Annotated in this window: 9 protein-coding genes and 3 rRNA genes; 8 read left to right on the forward strand and 4 right to left on the reverse strand. The window is 37.2% G+C overall.

Going from position 1 to position 17645, the window contains the following annotated elements:
* Positions 1-68 precede the first annotated feature (68 nt).
* A complete protein-coding gene (gene spxB / locus AC0GLY_RS00115) occupies positions 69-1883 on the forward strand; it encodes a pyruvate oxidase (RefSeq protein ID WP_496611556.1) in 1815 nt (604 codons plus the stop codon).
* Between the two features lie 125 nt (positions 1884-2008).
* Entirely contained in the window at positions 2009-3304 is a 1296-nt protein-coding gene (locus tag AC0GLY_RS00120; protein WP_496612276.1) for an arsenic transporter, read from the forward strand.
* 812 nt (positions 3305-4116) lie between these two features.
* On the opposite strand, the gene AC0GLY_RS00125 is transcribed toward AC0GLY_RS00120, so the two are convergent.
* The gene (locus AC0GLY_RS00125) at positions 4117-5385 is read right to left on the reverse strand and encodes an MFS transporter (protein ID WP_496611557.1); all 1269 of its coding nucleotides are present in this window, start codon (positions 5383-5385) and stop codon (positions 4117-4119) included.
* A gap of 303 nt (positions 5386-5688) precedes the next feature.
* Between AC0GLY_RS00125 and AC0GLY_RS00130 the strand changes: the two genes are divergently transcribed.
* Complete coding sequence (locus tag AC0GLY_RS00130; RefSeq protein ID WP_496611558.1) at positions 5689-6471, forward strand: sulfite exporter TauE/SafE family protein; 783 nt, start codon at positions 5689-5691, stop codon at positions 6469-6471.
* A gap of 110 nt (positions 6472-6581) precedes the next feature.
* Positions 6582-7595 (forward strand): UDP-N-acetylmuramoylpentapeptide-lysine N(6)-alanyltransferase, encoded by a 1014-nt coding sequence (femX, locus tag AC0GLY_RS00135; RefSeq protein ID WP_496611559.1) that lies wholly within the window; start codon positions 6582-6584, stop codon positions 7593-7595.
* A gap of 40 nt (positions 7596-7635) precedes the next feature.
* Here the strand turns inward: femX and AC0GLY_RS00140 are convergent, their stop codons facing one another.
* Positions 7636-8829, reverse strand: a complete 1194-nt coding sequence (locus tag AC0GLY_RS00140) for an MFS transporter (RefSeq protein WP_496611560.1) — start codon at positions 8827-8829, stop codon at positions 7636-7638.
* Positions 8830-9002: 173 nt separating this feature from the next.
* Between AC0GLY_RS00140 and AC0GLY_RS00145 the strand changes: the two genes are divergently transcribed.
* The 4 genes from AC0GLY_RS00145 (at position 9003) to rrf (ending at position 16833) form a co-directional block, all read left to right on the forward strand.
* On the forward strand, positions 9003-11534 hold the full coding sequence (locus tag AC0GLY_RS00145) for a M1 family metallopeptidase (RefSeq protein ID WP_496611561.1): 2532 nt from the start codon (positions 9003-9005) through the stop codon (positions 11532-11534).
* Positions 11535-11920: 386 nt separating this feature from the next.
* Positions 11921-13497 (forward strand): 16S ribosomal RNA (locus tag AC0GLY_RS00150).
* Between the two features lie 219 nt (positions 13498-13716).
* Positions 13717-16632, forward strand: a 23S ribosomal RNA gene (locus tag AC0GLY_RS00155).
* An 84-nt stretch (positions 16633-16716) separates the two neighbouring features.
* Positions 16717-16833 (forward strand): 5S ribosomal RNA (gene rrf, locus AC0GLY_RS00160).
* Together the 16S, 23S and 5S rRNA genes form the textbook arrangement of a ribosomal RNA operon.
* Positions 16834-16879: 46 nt before the next feature.
* On the opposite strand, the gene AC0GLY_RS00165 is transcribed toward rrf, so the two are convergent.
* Positions 16880-17239, reverse strand: coding sequence for a fluoride efflux transporter FluC (locus AC0GLY_RS00165; protein ID WP_496611562.1), 360 nt, complete (start codon positions 17237-17239; stop codon positions 16880-16882).
* Positions 17236-17619 carry a fluoride efflux transporter FluC gene (locus AC0GLY_RS00170; RefSeq protein WP_496611563.1) on the reverse strand — a complete coding sequence of 128 codons (384 nt, stop codon included), beginning with the start codon at positions 17617-17619 and terminating at the stop codon, positions 17236-17238. The genes AC0GLY_RS00165 and AC0GLY_RS00170 overlap by 4 nt, the downstream gene beginning before the upstream one ends.
* Positions 17620-17645 lie beyond the last annotated feature (26 nt).

Raw genomic sequence — 17645 nt, forward strand, 5'->3', positions numbered from 1 at the left:
CATAAGCAAAACTGTTGTAACCGCTTACAAATGGGGTTATGCTTAAGTCAAATAAAGGAGGTATTCTTATGAAAGATGTAAAAACAGTACCAGCAGCAGTTGCAATGTTAAAGGTTATTGAAGCATATGGGGTTAAACAAGTTTATGGTTATCCTGGTGGGTCAATTAACTCTACCTTGCACGCTCTTGACGAAGAAAAAGATCGGCTTGAATATATTCAAGTTCGTCATGAACAAGTCGGTGCTTTGGCAGCCGCATCTCACGCTAAATTGACGGGTAAAATTGGAGTTGCCTTTGGATCAGCTGGTCCAGGAGCAGTTAATTTATTGAATGGTTTATATGATGCAAAAGAAGACCATGTACCCGTTTTAGCATTAGTTGGTCAAGTTGGTCATGATAATATGAACTACAATTATTTCCAAGAAATGCCAGAGACACCAATCTTTTCTGATGTTGCTGTTTATGATCGATTAGTAATGAGTCCTGAAAGTTTACCTCATGTCATTGATCGAGCAATTCATGAGGCCTATGCTAAAAAAGGAGTTGCCGTTGTTGTGATTCCGAATGATTTTGGATTTACGCAAATTCCTGATGTTCGCTATGACTCAGCTTCAAAGACTTATGAAAAACCAATGCCAGAACCAGTTGCTACAGATACAGAAGTGGCTGAATTTTTAGACATGGTTAAAGATGCTAAGCGTCCTGTAATTCACGTTGGACGTGGAATTAAACAAGGTGGATCAAAATTAATTGAATTATCTAAACGGCTTCAGATTCCTTTGATTATGGATGGATTAGCAATTGGATTAATTGATCCAGATTACGAAGGTAATTTAGGAACTGCAAATCGGGCCGCTTCAAAAGCTGCGGATGAAATTTTAGGAACTGCTGATTTAGTAATTGCTATTGGTGGCGATTTCCCATTTGCTAAGAGTTATTATGCTGGGCATGATTTTAAATATATCCAAATTGATAATGCTGAAATTGAAATTGGTCGTCACCATGTTCCTGATTTAGCTATTTGGTCTGATGCAACTGCGTTTGTAGAAAAGGCAATCGCCGCTAGCCAACCAGTTTCAGCATCTCCATTCTTTGAAGCAGCAGCAGCTGATCAACAAAATTGGAAAAAATACTTAGCCAAAATTAAAGCTAGTCAAAATGAGAGTCTTTCTCCAGCTCAGGTTTACGAACAAGTTAACCGAGTTGCTGATCAAGATGCCGTCTTTTCAATTGATGTTGGTGATAATATCATTAGTGCCTTTAGATATTTGAATTTAAAACCTACTAATCAATGGATTATTTCTGCATTGTTTGCCACGATGGGGTTTGGAGTTCCCGGTGCTATCGCTGCTAAGTTAGATGAACCAAATAAACAAGTCTTTAATATTGCTGGTGATGGAGCTCTATCAATGGTCATGCAGGATTTAGTTACTATGGTTAAGTATCATCTTCCCATTATTAACATTGTGACTCAAAATGGTGATTTAAGTTTTATTGAAGGTGAACAAGAAGATCTTCCTATGAATATCTTTGGACTTGATTTACAACGTCAAGATTTCTCCATGATTGCTAAAGGAATGGGAATTGATGCCCTTAAAGTTAAAGATTATTCTGAACTTCGTGCAGCTTTTGATACAGCAATCAAGGTTACTAAAGCTGGAAAACCATTTTTACTTGATATTGAGATTAATGATCATCGGGCTTTACCAGTTGAAGATTTAGTGGTTAAAGTTGTTGATGGAAAACTAGAAGAAAGTGTTAGTCCTAAATATCTTGAAAATGATGGAAAAACTTATAGTCTTGAAGAATTTTTTGATAAGTTTGATGGTCAAGATTTAAAACCATTAACTGAATATTTCGCTGAATATAATGTAAAACTTTAAAACTATAGCTAAAAAAACACTTCGCAAATTTGCGGAGTGTTTTTGTTTTATATGATTTAAAAAAAAGTAATTTGTGGTTAAAATAGAGACAATGCTTCTAATTTAAAAAGGTGGTACCAATCTTGATTAAGATAGCTTTAGCAATTTGTCTCTTTATAGTAACTTTAGTTTTTGTGATTTGGCAGCCTAAAAATCTATCAATTGGTTGGCCAACCACAATTGGGGCAATTCTTGCCTTATTATTTGGAATAGTCAGTTTTAATGATGTAAATACAGTTGTTGGGATTGTTTGGAATGCAACTTTGGCATTTGTAGCAATTATGATAATTTCGCTTACTTTGGATGAAATTGGTTTTTTTAAGTGGGCTGCACTACGTCTAGCACGTTTAGCCAACGGAAATGGAACGACCTTATTTATTTTAATTATTATGTTTGGTTCTTTAGTAGCAGCATTATTTGCTAATGACGGTGCGGCTTTAATTTTGACACCTATCGTAATTGAAATTATGCATGCCTTGCATTTTGGTAAAAAAGCAACTTTTCCGTTTATCATTGCATGTGGATTTATTGCGGATGCGACTTCCTTACCATTTGTTGTAAGTAATTTAATCAATATTATTTCTGCCAATTTTTTTAATATCAGTTTTGGAAAATATGCTACTATTATGCTAATTCCTGATTTGGTTGCTTTGTTAAGTAGTATGGGAATTTTGTATTGGTACTTTAGAAAAAACATTCCTCAGCATTATGATGTTCACTTACTTGGGAATCCTGAGAACGCTATCGTAAGTAAAAAACTATTTAAATTATCATGGATTATTTTATTTTTTTTACTAATTGGATACTTCGTTAGTGGACCTTTAAACATTCCCGTTTCCTTAATTGCGTTACCAATTGCGGGGCTATTTTTATTTGTTTGTCATAAAAATCCTAAAATTAATGCTAAAAAAATAATTCAAGGTTCGCCGTGGAATATTGTAATATTTTCAATTGGGATGTATGTAGTTGTGTATGGTTTACAAAATATCGGGTTGATTAATATTTTAAGTACGCTCATTAAGCAACTTACTAGGCTAGGGACTTTAGGTGCTGGACTAGGCATGGGATTTTTAGCGGCTTTACTTTCTTCAATAATGAATAACTTACCTGCTACTATGATTAATGCACTATCAATTAAGGCGGCTGGACAAACTGGAATTATTCAGCAAATTTTAATCTATGCTAATATCATTGGCTCAGATTTGGGGCCTAAGCTAACTCCAATTGGATCATTAGCTACCTTAGTTTGGCTTCAAGTTTTAAATAAGCAAGGAATTAAAATTGGATGGAAAAAGTATTGCCAGATTGGTTTTGTAATTACGATTCCAGTCTTGCTAATTACTTTATTAGCATTATGTTTTTCGTTATTGGTTTTCAAATAAAACAAAAAGCAACTCATATTTGAGCTGCTTAATTGTTAATGTATTTATATAAAAATATCATTAATAATGAGAAGAGAAGTCTAATTAATAAATGAATTGGATTTGGAAAGCCATTTAGTAGAAAGCCATTAATTATTGAAGTTATGATTATTAATAACAAACCTACATAAAAGAAAATTTTTGATTTGGGGGTTAAAAATAAAGTTATTGGCCCTATACAATTAATTATTAGTGCCCAAAATGGCAGAGTACCACTCGTGAAAAGGGCAATTGAACTGCCTCCCATACCCACTCCATAAAGATATATTAAAAGATAAAATAAAATATTCATAGTATACCTCCAATTGTTTTTATATGATTATTTAAACATAGGGGGTTAACCCTCTGACAAGGAGAAGAAATGCATATTTCTAAATTTGTAAAAAAACATAATACAACTGTAGATACAGTTAAGTATTATATAAATTTAAAATTGTTGACACCGAAAAAAAGAATAATTGGTATCTTTTTACACCAAAAGAAAGTGACAATCCTAATAATATAGTTCAACTTAAATCATTAGGATTGTCATTAAAAGTAATTCAAAAAATAAAAGCTAACCATGACAATAATTGCGGCACAAGTAACCAGTTGAAAGACAATTTAACTATTATAAAATCGGAATTGGACATTTTAAAAAAGGAAGAAAAGAAATTAAAAATTAAAGAAAAAATGCTATTAGATGTAGAAGCTGAGTTATACAACAAAATTGAAGAATTTAAAAATAATTAACAAAACAGTCACCACTAAATAGTTATTCAGTGGTGACTGTTTTAATTTTTAATTTTTTTTAGATTAAAGGATTTTTTAGTAGCAAATAATAAAATAATCAGATTAATTGTCATACATAAGATTACTAGTAAACAACTGGACATGCTTCCTAATGTGGTAGCTATGAAGGGGAGTGCAAAGGTTCCAATCGGCAATGAAGCGTTAATCAATGAATTCATTTTAGTTCGAAAACTTGCTAAAACTTTTTCTTTGACGGTTGTTACGGTTCGTGAGTAAACTTTAGTATCAAATTTACCAAATAGTAGATAAATCAAAAAAATAATTGCAAATGCGAGATAAGCTTGATGAAAGATAAACATGGAAATAAAAAAGCAAATCGTTAAAAAGTCAACTACCATACTAATTATTGTTAAGGGGACTTTATTCAAAATTTTATCAGCAAGTAAACTCCCGATAAAGAATCCAGCACTAATAGAAATTGAAAAAATTAAGATACTAACAGAATAAGGCAATTTAATATATTTGTCATTTAACAAAGTAATACTAACATAAGCAAACATTCCTGAGAAAACAAAGTTTTCAAAAATTAGACTAGTTAACATAATATATGGATTAGCCTGGAATATAATTTGAACATTGTTCCAAAATTCAGATTTATTAATCATTGCTTTTGAGTTAGTTGTTTCACGTGAAACAGAAGGCTGGATAAGATTAGCTAAATTTTGATCATTAAATTTTTTTCGTTTTAGATAAATAAATGCTGCTGAAATGAAAAAAGTTAATGAATTAATATAAGCCACAATTTGAAAATCGTTATGAGAAACTAATAGGATGCCTACTCCTAGAGATTGACCAATCATGTTAATTAAAATGGATAAACCATTAATTAGTCCCGTTGATGATTCCATAAGATCTTTACAAATATATCGTTTTTGAATTACTGCAATTAGTCCACTTTCATAGAGGGAAATTAAGGTAACAATAGCATCTAAAAAAAGAATAATCGTTAATGCAAACCAATTGCTTAAATCTAATAACAATCCAATGCCAATGAATATAAATCCAGCGATTAATTGAGTATAAAACATTGCACCGAACTTTTGTTTAGTTTTATCAGCATACTTACCTGGAATTACCTGTAATAGAAAAGGTAAAATTTGAGAAACAGAAACGAATATAATTGCCCATTTGGCAAATTCTAAGGCAGCCGCATATTGAACTAGGACAATTCGATAAAGACTACTTCCTAAAGCTCCAATGATAGACAAAATTAATAGATAGCGGACGACAGGATTTTTTAAACTTTTCATATAATAGAAGCTCCCTAATTAAGTAGTCTATATATTAAAAAATTAAATTTGGCTACTTTTTATTTTGAATTTGCAATAACATTCTTTGATTTTGACATGATTATTCCCGCTCCTTTTTAAAGTATTGTAAAATATTATACAAAAGATCGCTATAAACACAAATAATAAATAATAATATTTTATATTTTTGATAAATTTACGAACAATAATCAACTTAAAATCTAAGGTCGAGTTGAGAATAATTTCATGTATAATGGTTAATAACGTTAGACAATTCGCATACAGAAAGAAGATTTCTAAAAAATGTTGTTAACTATTTTATTTTTAATTGTTGCCGGTTTTTTCGCTGGTTTATTAGCCACGATTGCTGGATTGGCATCAATTGTTTCTTATCCAGCACTGCTAATCGTGGGAATTCCCCCAGTCGTTGCCAATGTTTCTAATACAGTGGCCTTGATTAGTACGGGATTGGGCGCAATTCCAGCATCATTGCGAGAACTAAAGGGCCAATGGCATCGAGTAATTGGCTATACAATTTTAGCTGTAATTGGAAGTTTTATTGGAAGTTCGCTTTTGTTAGTTGCACCGGCTTCAACTTTTGAAAAAGTGGTGCCATTTTTCATTTTATCAGCAGGAATTTTGTTAATTATTTCCGGTCGCGGAACTGAAAGTACTGTTGAAAGTAGATTAAAACGTGATGATCAAAATCCACATCGAGCAGGAATTATTAAGTTAATTAGTTATTTTGGAATTGTGTTTGTTGGTGGATATTTAGGTTATTTTGGTGCTGCTGGAGGAGTGGTTTTACTTGCCATTTTAGGAGTAATTACTCATGAGGATTTTGCCGAATATAATGCGGTAAAAAACTTCATGTGTTGTATTTGTAATGTAGCAGCTACCATTTTGTTTATTTTTAAAGCCACGATTGATTGGTCTGCGGTTGTTCCACTTGGAATTGGGTTACTAATTGGTGGGTATACTGGTCCCTTGATTGTACGGCATGTGAACGTTAAATTGCTTAGAATGTTGATTGCAATTGCTTCATTTGTGTTGGCCGGTTACTTAGCTTACAAAGCTTATTTATAAGAACAGATTACCTCATCTCTTACTTAAAAGATGAGTTTTTTGTTGGAATTAAACTGATTTGAATATGCTATAATTAGCAGTAATAGATAATTAGAAGGAGTGGGAAATAGATGCCAGTTTTAGACCAAAAAGATAAAGAAATGGTAGCGCGCTACGAAAAGTTCATGCGTAGTACTAAAGAGGGACGTCTTACCCAAGACCTTGGTTGGGCAAAAGTTAAAAATAATTGGGAATCACGCGAAGTATTTGTCGAAAATGAAAATGGAGAGATTGTGGCAGCAATGTCAATGCTGTTGACTGATACTCCAGCAGGGAAAAAATTTGCTTACGCTTCGAAAGGACCAATCATTGCTAATCAATTTGACCTAGATCTTTTGGATAAATTAGTTGCTGAAGCTAAAAAGATTTTACCAGATGCTTATGTTTTACGGATGGATCCAGAAATTGAATATTCAGATGAATTAAATGAAGCACTTAAAAAGCGTGGATACAAAACTCGTAATCACAATGTTGCTGATGAGGGTATGCATGCTACAATTCAACCACGGTTGAATATGGTCTTAAATTTAGCTGATTTTCCTGGCAAAGAAAAAACTTTAGACCTATATCCTTCCAAGACTAAAAGCAAATTAAAACGACCAATTCGTGATGGTGTTGAAGTTACCTGGGGACATGCTGCTGCTGCCCTTGATGATTTTTATGAGACTTACCAAACGATGGCTGATCGTCATGGAATCACATATCGTCCTAAAGAATATTTCCAACGGATGTTAGATGCCTTTGATGAAAATACTATGAGAATTTATGTCGCTAAACGTGATGGGGAATTACTTTCAACTGGGATTGCTTTGAAGTATGGAGACAAGATTTGGTATGTATATGCCGGATCAATGGACGGAAATACTTATTACGCTCCTTATGCAATCCAAACTGAAATGATTCAGTGGGCCCTTGATGAGCCAGATATTACCTTGTACGATATGGGTGGAATTGAAAGTGAATCAACCAGTGACCCACTTTGGGTCTTTAAGCATACATTTGTGAAAGCAACTCCCGTGGAATATATTGGAGAAATTGATGCAGTGCTTGATGAAGATGTTTACAAAGAATTAGTGAAAGATTAATATGTATTAAAAAAGCAGATCTCATTTTGGGATCTGCTTTTTAGTTTGTTTTAATATTTTGATTGATTTTCATTTCGTGGCTTACGACAAAGGTAATTAGAGCAGATATTCCTAAGATAATTGCAACAATAATGTAAGGAATATGTGGATTGATATCCATTAATCCACCAGCAAAAATTGGACCAATGATGTTACCAATACTTGTTAGTGACATGTTAATTCCATTTATCAATCCCTGATTGTTTTTTCCAAATCTAGTTAACATGGTTGTAATTGATGGTCGTAAAACATCGAATGAGCAAAAAATAAGTAAAGTTGCAATGATTACTTCTAATTGGGTATGGGCAATTAAAATCCAAACAGTACTTAATGAGCCAATTATGAAACAAATTCGAGTTAAACCGATTTCACTAAAGAGATCTACCATTTTATCAAACAAAATAACTTGCAAAATTAATGAGAAGACTCCATTTAAAATTAGTACTAGAGCAATTTCATTTAAGTTAAAGTGGAAAACTTGATTGACATATAAAGTATAAATACTTTCAAAACCAGCTAATCCGAATGATGAAATTAGAATCATCGCAAATAATACAAATACTGCTTTACTCATGATTGTTTTAAAACTTCGTTCCGAAATTGGCAACTCTGTAGAAGACTTTTTATGATTTTGAACTTTTAGATGAGGAGGAAGTCCTACTACAAAAACTATGGCAGCAATTAAACCAGAGATACCTGCAAACCAAAAAGGAGTTTTGTAACTGATGTTTGCTAGTATGCCACCAATTCCAGGTCCAATGATTAACCCCCCACTAAAAGCTGCTGAAATCCAACCAATTACTTTAGCGCGATCACGATTACTGGATAAATCAGCTGCCATAGCCATGGAAGTTGTTCCTACCATTGCAGCAGAAATTCCCCCAATAATTCGAGAAATATTAAATAGCAGGACAGTTCCAGAAATTGCGAAAAGCAATTCTGCAATCATATATAGTAGTAGTCCAGTTGTTAGAATTGGGGCACGACCATATTTATCTGAAATTTTACCAACAATTGGTGAAAAAACAAATTGGGCAAAGGCATATAGTGAGGTCATGATTCCCATCTGTCCTGCTGTTAAGTGATATTCAAGTTTAATAAATGGTTCCACTGGAATTATTAGTCCCCAACCTAAACAAATGATGAAGTTAGCGAGAACAATAATTAAGATGGCACGTTTAGTTTCTTTTGCCAATAGCAAACCTCCTTTAAATTAATAAGTAATCTATATTCTAGCATGATTTTTAGGAAAATATTTGATTTTTACTATCAATAAGTTAGGTTATGATAACTAGTAAAGCGAAATGCTTAATTTAATAGTAGAATCCGTTATATAATGACGGTAACAATTCGAAAAGAGGTTGAACGATGGCTAAAATTGAACGTTTTTATGATACTTTTCAACCAGAACACTATGATGTTTACGTTGATGTAAATCGAGAAAAGAAGACAATCGTTGGTGAAACTACAATTACTGGGACTGCAACTCAAGCTAAAATTGCAGTAAATCAGAAGTATTTGGTGATTGATGAAGTTTTAGCGGATGATCAACTAGTTGAATTTACGACTGATAATGATGCTGAAGCAGTTCGTATTACATTACCAAATGATGGGAATGTAAAGATAACGATTAAGTACCATACTGATTTAACGGATACTTTGATGGGAATTTACCCTTCATATTATGAATTGAATGGTAAAAAACAACAAATTATTGGGACTCAATTTGAAACCACATTTGCACGTCAAGCCTTTCCTTGTGTTGATGAACCCGAAGCTAAGGCGACGTTTAGTTTAGCAATTAAATTTGATGAAAAACCAGGAGAAACGGTTTTGGCTAACATGCCAGAAGATCATGAAGACAATGGCGTTCATTATTTTGAACCAACTGTTAAAATGTCTACTTACTTAGTAGCGTTTGCTTTTGGTGATCTACAAAGTAAACTTACAACTACTGATAGCGGAGTTAAAGTTGGTGTTTTTGCAACCAAAGCGCATAAAGCAGATGAATTAGATTTTGCTTTAGATATTGCAAAGCGTGCGATTGAATTTTATGAAGATTTTTACCAAACTCCATATCCACTTCCTCATTCTTGGCAATTAGCACTTCCTGATTTTTCAGCGGGAGCAATGGAAAACTGGGGCTTGATTACTTATCGTGAAGCTTACCTATTGTTAGATCCTAAAAATACTCCTTTAGATACTAAAGAATTGGTTGCCACGGTGGTTACACATGAACTTGCTCATCAATGGTTTGGTGATTTAGTAACTATGAAGTGGTGGGACGATCTTTGGCTAAATGAAAGTTTTGCCAATATGATGGAATATGTTTCAGTTGATGCTTTGAATCCTGAATGGAATGTTTGGGAATTATTCCAAAGATCTGATGTGCCATCTGCGTTAAATCGAGATGCAACTGATGGAGTTCAATCAGTTCATGTTGATGTAAATAATCCAGCTGAAATTGATTCGCTTTTTGATGGTGCGATTGTTTATGCTAAGGGTGCCCGGATGTTAGTTATGGTTCGAGCTTTAATTGGTGATAAGGCACTTCGTGAGGGGTTGAAAAACTATTTTGCTGCTCATAAATATGGGAATTCAACGGGTAATGATTTATGGAGTGCATTAGGTAAAGCATCTGGAATTAATGTTGGTGAAATCATGAAGTCGTGGTTAGATCAACCTGGATATCCAGTTGCAACTGCTAACGTTAATGATGCGGGGCAATTAGTACTTAATCAACAACAATTCTTTATCGGTGGTGGTGATAATAAAGGTCGAATCTGGCAAATTCCATTAAATGGTAATTATGGAACTCCGCAAATTATGAAAGATAAAGAGCTTAATTTAGGCAACTACGAAGCTCTACGATCAGAAAATAATGAACCTTTCCGTTTAAATGTTGGTAATGATTCTCATTTTATTGTTCAATATGATGATCAATTAATGAAAGACATTTTGAATCATGCTGATCAATTAGATCCAATTAGTAAGCGTCAGTTACTTCAAGATGCACAGCTTTTGGCTTCGGCACAACGTTTGTCATATGCAGAGCTAGTTCCATTATTAGTCGAATTTTCTAATGATGAATCGGTGGCCGTGATTTCAGTACTTTACCGAATTGCTAACTCCTTAAAACAATTTGTGTTGCCTGGTAGCCCCGAAGAACAAGAATTACGGGAATTTTTCGGTGACTTGAGTCGAAAACAAGTTGAACGTTTAGATTGGACGCCAAAATCAACGGATTCAAATGATGATCAATTAGTTCGGCCATATATTTTGAATGCTTCACTATATGCCCATGATGCGGTTTCAATTGCTCAAGCCCACGAATTATTTGAAGATAATGCTGATGACTTATCTAAAATTCCAGCTTCCGTTCGGGGATTGGTTTTGAAAAATGAAGTGCAAAATTTTAGTAGTAAAGCTTTATTTGATCAATTGATGAAGGAATACCATGAAACGGTTGATCCTAGTTATAAACAAGATATCTGTATGGCGGTTCCAAATGTTACTGATCCTGAACTAGTAAAATCACTAGTTGGTGATTTTGAAAATGTGGATGTGATTAAACCACAAGACTTGCGAGCTTGGTATCGAGGCGTGTTAGCTAATGAAGAAAGTCAACAAGCTGCATGGGATTGGATTCGTAATGACTGGGATTGGCTTGAAGCTACAGTTGGTGGCGATATGGAATTTGCAACGTTTATCACTGTTACTGCAAATGTTTTCCATACTCAAGAACGATTGAATGAGTTTAATGATTTCTTTAATCCAAAGATTAATACTCCTGGATTAACAAGAGAAATTAAAATGGATTTCAAATTGATTCAAGGTAAAGTTGATTTAGTTGAAAAAGAAAAGAAAGCAGTTAATCAAGCAGTTGCAAAAGAAGTTTAATATCACTATAGTAGAAAAAGTTGATTTCGTTAGTTGAAATCAACTTTTTTGTTTAGTTTGAAAATAAATTAAACTTTTTTGCACAAAACCCTTGACCTTTCCTGACCAATGGTTTATAGTTATAAATGTTAAGAGGGACGAAGTCACTCTTAACCTAAAAAACTTTTTTAATTATATTATTCAAAAGAGTTGACATAGTCAACTAATCCGAGTAATATATTATATGCACTGAAAATAGTGCTTGAGTAGATCTTTGAAAACTGAACAAGATTTTGATTACAATAAAGTGTAAGGATAATTTTTAAACTTGGTTTAGAAATTAAACAAATTCAATGTCAATTTGCAAAAACAAATAAATAAATAAGAGCTAGTAAAGTTCTCATTTCTAAAATGAGAGTTTGATCCTGGCTCAGGACGAACGTTGGCGGCGTGCCTAATACATGCAAGTCGAACGAAGTCGCCCATTTGAAGTTTGGTGCTTGCACCAAACTGATTTTGGATCCGACTGAGTGGCGAACTGGTGAGTAACACGTGGGTAACCTGCCCAGAAGAAGGGGATAACACCTGGAAACAGATGCTAATACCGTATAACAACAAGAACCACATGGTTCTTGTTTGAAAGCTGGCCTTGGTGCTAGTGCTTTTGGATGGACCCGCGGCGTATTAGCTAGTTGGTGAGATAATAGCTCACCAAGGCAATGATACGTAGCAGACCTGAGAGGGTAATCTGCCACAATGGGACTGAGACACGGCCCATACTCCTACGGGAGGCAGCAGTAGGGAATCTTCCACAATGGACGAAAGTCTGATGGAGCAACGCCGCGTGAGTGAAGAAGGGTTTCGGCTCGTAAAACTCTGTTGTTAGAGAAGAACGGCTGTGAGAGTAACTGCTCACAGTGTGACGGTATCTAACCAGAAAGTCACGGCTAACTACGTGCCAGCAGCCGCGGTAATACGTAGGTGGCAAACGTTGTCCGGATTTATTGGGCGTAAAGGGAGCGCAGGCGGTTTATTAAGTCTGATGTGAAAGCCTTCGGCTTAACCGGAGAAGTGCATCGGAAACTGATAAACTTGAGTGCAGAAAAGGATAGTGGAACTTCATGTGTAGCGGTGAAATGCGTAGATATATGAAGGAACACCAGTGGCGAAGGCGGCTATCTGGTCTGTAACTGACGCTGAGGCTCGAAAGCATGGGTAGCAAACAGGATTAGATACCCTGGTAGTCCATGCCGTAAACGATGAATGCTAGGTGTTGGAAGGTTTCCGCCTTTCAGTGCCGCAGCTAACGCATTAAGCATTCCGCCTGGGGAGTACGACCGCAAGGTTGAAACTCAAAGGAATTGACGGGGACCCGCACAAGCGGTGGAGCATGTGGTTTAATTCGATGCTACGCGAAGAACCTTACCAGGACTTGACATCTTCTGCCACTCTAAGAGATTAGAGGTTCCCTTCGGGGACAGAATGACAGGTGGTGCATGGTTGTCGTCAGCTCGTGTCGTGAGATGTTGGGTTAAGTCCCGCAACGAGCGCAACCCTTGTCTTTAGTTGCCAGCATTAAGTTGGGCACTCTAGAGAGACTGCCGGTGATAAACCGGAGGAAGGTGGGGACGACGTCAAATCATCATGCCCCTTATGTCCTGGGCTACACACGTGCTACAATGGACGATACAACGAGTTGCGAAACCGCGAGGTCAAGCTAATCTCTTAAAGTCGTTCTCAGTTCGGATTGCAGTCTGCAACTCGACTGCATGAAGTTGGAATCGCTAGTAATCGTGGATCAGCATGCCACGGTGAATACGTTCCCGGGTCTTGTACACACCGCCCGTCACACCATGAGAGTTTGTAACACCCAAAGTCGGTTGGATAACCTTTTAGGAGTCCGCCGCCTAAGGTGGGACAGATGATTAGGGTGAAGTCGTAACAAGGTAGCCGTAGGAGAACCTGCGGCTGGATCACCTCCTTTCTAAGGAATAATTCGGAACCTTACATTAATCAAAATCTTGCTCAGTTTTGAGAGTATCTACTCTCTTAATTTTGTTCTTTGAAAACTAGATAATATTATTTTCTGTAATAATTATATTTTTATATAATTGAACCGAGAAATAACCATTGTGTTATTTTTGAGTTTTTTAATTAGTTTTAATCGCTGAAACTCAAATAATTTATAATCCGTCGGATTATAGGTTAAGTTAATAAGGGCGCATGGTGAATGCCTTGGTACTAGGAGCCGATGAAGGACGCAACTAACTGCGATAAGCTTCGGGGAGCTGTACGTAAGCTTTGATCCGGAGATTTCCGAATGAGGAAACTCGACCAGTGTTATGACTGGTCACTGCATAGTGAATACATAGCTATGCAGAGGCAGACGTGGGGAACTGAAACATCTAAGTACCCACAGGAATATAAAGAAATTTCGATTCCCTAAGTAGCGGCGAGCGAACGGGGAATAGCCCAAACCGAACCCTTGTGGTTCGGGGTTGTAGGACTGAACATTTGAGTTACAAAAGTATTTGATAGTTGAAGTAGTTGGGAAACTACACCAAAGAGAGTGATAGTCTCGTAAATGAAATCAAATACCCTCAGTTCAGGATCCTGAGTACGGCGACACACGTGAAACGTCGTCGGAATCTGGGAGGACCATCTCCCAAGGCTAAATACTCCCTAGTGACCGATAGTGAACCAGTACCGTGAGGGAAAGGTGAAAAGCACCCCGGAAGGGGAGTGAAATAGTTCCTGAAACCATGTGCCTACAAGCAGTCAGAGCCCGTTAATGGGTGATGGCGTGCCTCTTGTAGAATGAACCGGCGAGTTACAGTTGCATGCAAGGTTAAGCCGAAAAAGCGGAGCCGTAGCGAAAGCGAGTCTTAATAGGGCGCCATAGTATGTTGCCGTAGACCCGAAACCAGGTGATCTACCCATGTCCAGGATGAAAGTGCGGTAATACGCACCGGAGGTCCGAACCCGTGTACGTTGAAAAGTGCTGGGATGAGGTGTGGGTAGCGGTGAAATTCCAAACGAACTTGGAGATAGCTGGTTCTCTCCGAAATAGCTTTAGGGCTAGCCTCGGAATTAGAATCATGGAGGTAGAGCCACTGTTTGAGCAAGGGGTCCATCTAGGATTACTGAGTTCAGATAAACTCCGAATACCATTGATTTATGTCCGGGAGTCAGACGATGAGTGATAAGATCCATCGTCGAAAGGGGAACAGCCCAGACCGCCAGTTAAGGTCCCTAAATATATGCTAAGTGGAAAAGGAAGTGGAGTTGCATAGACAACTAGGATGTTGGCTCAGAAGCAGCCACCATTTAAAGAGTGCGTAATAGCTCACTAGTCGAGTGATTCTGCGCCGAAAATTTACCGGGGCTAAGCATATTACCGAGACTGCGGACGCAACTACGTTGCGTGATAGGAGAGCGTTCTAAGGGCAATGAAGGTAGACCGTAAGGACTGCTGGAGCGCTTAGAAGTGAGAATGCCGGTATGAGTAGCGAAAGATCAGTGAGAATCTGATCCACCGAATGACTAAGGTTTCCTGGGGAAGGCTCGTCCACCCAGGGTTAGTCGGGACCTAAGCCGAGGCTGAGAAGCGTAGGCGATGGATAACAGGTTGAGATTCCTGTACTAGTTAATTATGTTTGAACGATGGAGGGACGCAGTAGGCTAAGATTAGCACACGAATGGAAAGGTGTGTTTAAATCGTAAGTCAGTTTAAGAGTTAAATGCTTTTAAGCGAGTTGACAAGCGATGATGAGGATCGAAATTTAAGTAGAGAAGGATCTGACGTCACACTGCCGAGAAAAGCTTCTAGTTAGTAATTAATTACCCGTACCGCAAACCGACACAGGTAGTCGAGGAGAGTATCCTCAGGTGAGCGAGAGAACTATCGTTAAGGAACTCGGCAAAATGACCCCGTAACTTCGGAAGAAGGGGTGCTGGCCTCATGGCCAGCCGCAGTGAAAAGACTCAAACGACTGTTTATCAAAAACACAGGTTTATGCAAAATCGTAAGATGAAGTATATGGGCTGACGCCTGCCCGGTGCTGGAAGGTTAAGTGGAAGTGTTAGCTTCGGCAAAGCACCGAAATGAAGCCCCAGTAAACGGCGGCCGTAACTATAACGGTCCTAAGGTAGCGAAATTCCTTGTCGGGTAAGTTCCGACCCGCACGAAAGGCGTAACGATTTGAGTACTGTCTCAACGATAGACTCGGTGAAATTAAGATACCTGTGAAGAAGCAGGTTACCCGCGACAGGACGGAAAGACCCCATGGAGCTTTACTGTAGCTTGATATTGGGTGTTTACATAACTTGTACAGGATAGGTAGGAGCCATAGAAGCCGGGACGCTAGTCTCGGTGGAGGCGTCAGTGGGATACTACCCTTGTTATGTGAACACTCTAACCCTGCGCACTGATCGTGCGCGGAGACAGTGTCTGGTTGGCAGTTTGACTGGGGCGGTCGCCTCCTAAATAGTAACGGAGGCGCTCAAAGGTTTGCTTAGAATGGTTGGAAATCATTCCAAAAGTGTAAAGGCAAAAGCAAGCTTGACTGCGAGACATACAGGTCGAGCAGGGACGAAAGTCGGACTTAGTGATCCGGTGGTACCAAATGGAAGGGCCATCGCTCAACGGATAAAAGCTACCCTGGGGATAACAGGCTTATCTCCCCCAAGAGTTCACATCGACGGGGAGGTTTGGCACCTCGATGTCGGCTCATCGCATCCTGGGGCTGTAGTTGGTCCCAAGGGTTGGGCTGTTCGCCCATTAAAGCGGTACGCGAGCTGGGTTCAGAACGTCGTGAGACAGTTCGGTCCCTATCCGTCGCGGGCGCAGGAAATTTGAGAGGAGCTGTCCCTAGTACGAGAGGACCGGGATGGACATACCGCTGGTGTATCAGTTGCGCCGCCAGGCGCATTGCTGAGTAGCTATGTATGGATGAGATAAACGCTGAAAGCATCTAAGTGTGAAACTCGCCTCAAGATGAGATTTCCCATTCCTATATGGAAGTAAGACTCCTGAAAGATGATCAGGTAGATAGGTTAGAAGTGGAAGCGTAGTGATACGTGAAGCGGACTAATACTAATCAGTCGAGGACTTAACCAAGTAGAATGAAGATTCAATGGAAGTTAATCGGAAGAAAATAATATTGTCTAGTTTTGAGAGAACGAAGTTCTCACAAAAAAGTAGTGTGGTGGCGATAGCCTGAAGGATACACCTGTTCCCATGCCGAACACAGAAGTTAAGCTTCAGCACGCCAAAAGTAGTTGGGGGATCGCCCCCTGCGAGGATAGGACGTTGCCACGCAAATGAAAAAGACTTTAGCATATGCTAAGGTCTTTTTTTGTGGATATTAATTTAAGATAAGTATTTTTATAATTAAATAGCCTAATAAAAATAATAATACTCCAATTGAATAACTGAAAAAAATATATATTATGCATAATTTTTTTTGCTTTTTCAAAAATAAATTGGCAACTTCATTATTAAAAGTGGAATAAGTTGTGAATCCTCCAATAAATCCAAGGATGGTAGTAATGTACCAAGTTGATAGTGTCAATGAGAACAATCCACCTGCAATCAAGCATCCTAGCATGTTAACTGCAAAAGTTGCTATATTTTTTTTGTGAAATTGATTGAAGAGATTGATGATATTAAATCTAGTAACTGCACCAAGTCCTGTTCCTAGTACGAAGAAAAAGTAAGTTATCATTCAAGTTTTGTCCTTTTTTCTAATTTAGTAGCTAACTGATTTCCATAAATTGCCAAAGTAATTCCTAAGACTAAACTAAAACTAAGATAAATAATTAAAAATAAAATTTGGTGGAATTTAATTAATTTAAAAACATCCAACATTATTCCAGAAAAAGTGGTAAAAGAACCAATTAGACCGGTCCCAAAGCTACGAATTATTATAAGAGGGAGTTTTAACCTTTTACCAAGATAGTTGTTCCATAAAGGTAAGAAAAATGCTCCAGCAAGATTTATTATTAAGGTAGCCAATGGGAAAACATGATAATTGATTAAGTTGGTAATACTTAAGCGGAAAAAGCCACCTAACATTCCCAAAATGAAAATTAAAGTGATTTCCAAAATATCCTCCTAAATTAAATTCAATA

Source organism: Fructilactobacillus sp. YLN 2507 (assembly GCF_059614085.1).